Here is a 1,768-nt window from a genome sequence, read left to right as displayed (position 1 = left end):
ATAGACTCATATCATTTTCTCCTTGGTTTTAATTTTTGTTGGCATGAATATTATACCAAGAAAATGATATGAGTTCTTTTTTTTGTTGCACTTAGATTATAAATTCAAGCCCTAAATTAATTTTTTAGAACAAGTTAATTAATAAAGTGGATATTAAATGTATTAACAAAAGTATGTCATAAATATTTGATAAAAGTATTAATATTTTAGAAGAAATAAAAATAGCTTGATCTAAAAAGCTAAGCAATTTCTTTTTCATATAGATCACTTCCTTTCTTTATTTTTTATTAATATATGCAAGTGATCTATATGAATTTCATTTATTTTGATTTTTTTTGAAAAAATTTTTGAAGGGAGAGAATGATGGCAGCTAGATTATCAGATGTATTAAATGCAGCAGTTGCAATAATAGGGACAACAGTCACGTTCCTTTTTGGAGGGTGGGATATAGTTCTTAACACACTAGTATTATTAATGGCATTAGATTACTTAACTGGATTGAGTAAAGGATATATAAACAAAAATCTAAACTCAGAAACAAGTGTAAAAGGTCTAATGAAGAAAATATTTATACTGTTCATATTAATAATAGCAGTAGCACTAGACAGAATGACAGGAACAGGTGAACACATATTTAGAACATTAGTAGCATTTTTCTATATAAGCAATGAAAGTTTGAGCATAATAGAGAATGTTGCAGAGTTAGGTGTTCCAGTTCCAAAACAAGTGCAGGATGCTCTTGAACAGTTAAAAAATGGAAAGGAGGTGAAATAGTTGGAAATATTGAATTATAAAAGATTAGTTAATTGCTATGCAAATCAGAATCATCCACGTTTTATAGTAATTCACGAAACCGATAATACATCTCGTGGAGCTGGAGCAAAAAAACATGGAGAAGCTCATAAAAATGGAAATTTAAAAACAAGTGTTCACTACTATGTTGACGATACATATATAGTTCAGACCCTTGACCATGACGATGCTGCATGGGCAGTTGGAACTGTTTATGGAACTCCAAATGTAAAAGGGGTTAATAACAAAAATACTATAAACATAGAAATATGTGTTAATCCAGATTCTGACTACACGAAAGCAAGATTAAAATGTGTGGAATTAGTTAAGTATCTGATGAAGAAGACTAACATATCTGTGGATCATGTTATTCGTCATTATGATGCAAAGAAAAAATATTGTCCTCGAAAAATGCTAGATAACCCAGCTCTATGGGAAGACTTTAAAAAGAGGATAAGAGAAAAAGATACAGGAGGAAAAACCGAAGTGAAAACAATGGTAACATACCTTGGCGATGCAGACCTTTATGCTGCGGTTGTCGTGGCACAGAAAAATAAAGCTCCTCTTATGAAGGTAGCAGATTTTAAAGCGTCTGGAATAAAGGCAGACAAAGTTATTCAGATAGGTGGAAATAAAGCCGATACTGATAGATATGCAACATTTAAAAACGCAGCTAAATTATTATAGTTTAAAGAAGTACAAAATATAAAAAATAAAATAATCTAAGAAAGAAAAATATAATAGTCCAAAACAGTAATATATTATAACAGTAAACAACTATGGGAGAGGTCCTATAGTGTTTAAAAATCTAAAAAAATTTCATAACTTATAAAAATGGGCGAGGGAAATCAAATTCCTTCGCCCTATTTTTTTATTCTTAAGGAAATTATAATAATTTAAAACTGTGGAAAACTTGTGTATAATAGTAATATGAATGTATTGAAAAAGCGAAAAGATGAAAAAATAATTAATAAAA

Annotated in this window: 2 protein-coding genes; both read left to right on the top strand. The window is 29.4% G+C overall.

Going from position 1 to position 1,768, the window contains the following annotated elements:
* The first annotated feature begins 360 nt into the window (after positions 1–360).
* Positions 361–774, top strand: coding sequence for a holin family protein (locus tag ACK2WN_RS12020; RefSeq protein WP_416155693.1), 414 nt, complete (start codon positions 361–363; stop codon positions 772–774).
* A complete protein-coding gene (locus ACK2WN_RS12015; RefSeq protein WP_416155692.1) occupies positions 775–1,479 on the top strand; it encodes an N-acetylmuramoyl-L-alanine amidase family protein in 705 nt (234 codons plus the stop codon).
* Positions 1,480–1,768 lie beyond the last annotated feature (289 nt).

Origin of the sequence: Peptacetobacter sp. AB800 (genome assembly GCF_047807365.1) — a bacterium.
GTDB lineage: Bacteria > Bacillota > Clostridia > Peptostreptococcales > Peptostreptococcaceae > Peptacetobacter.
This window is presented reverse-complemented; position numbering and strand designations above follow the sequence as displayed.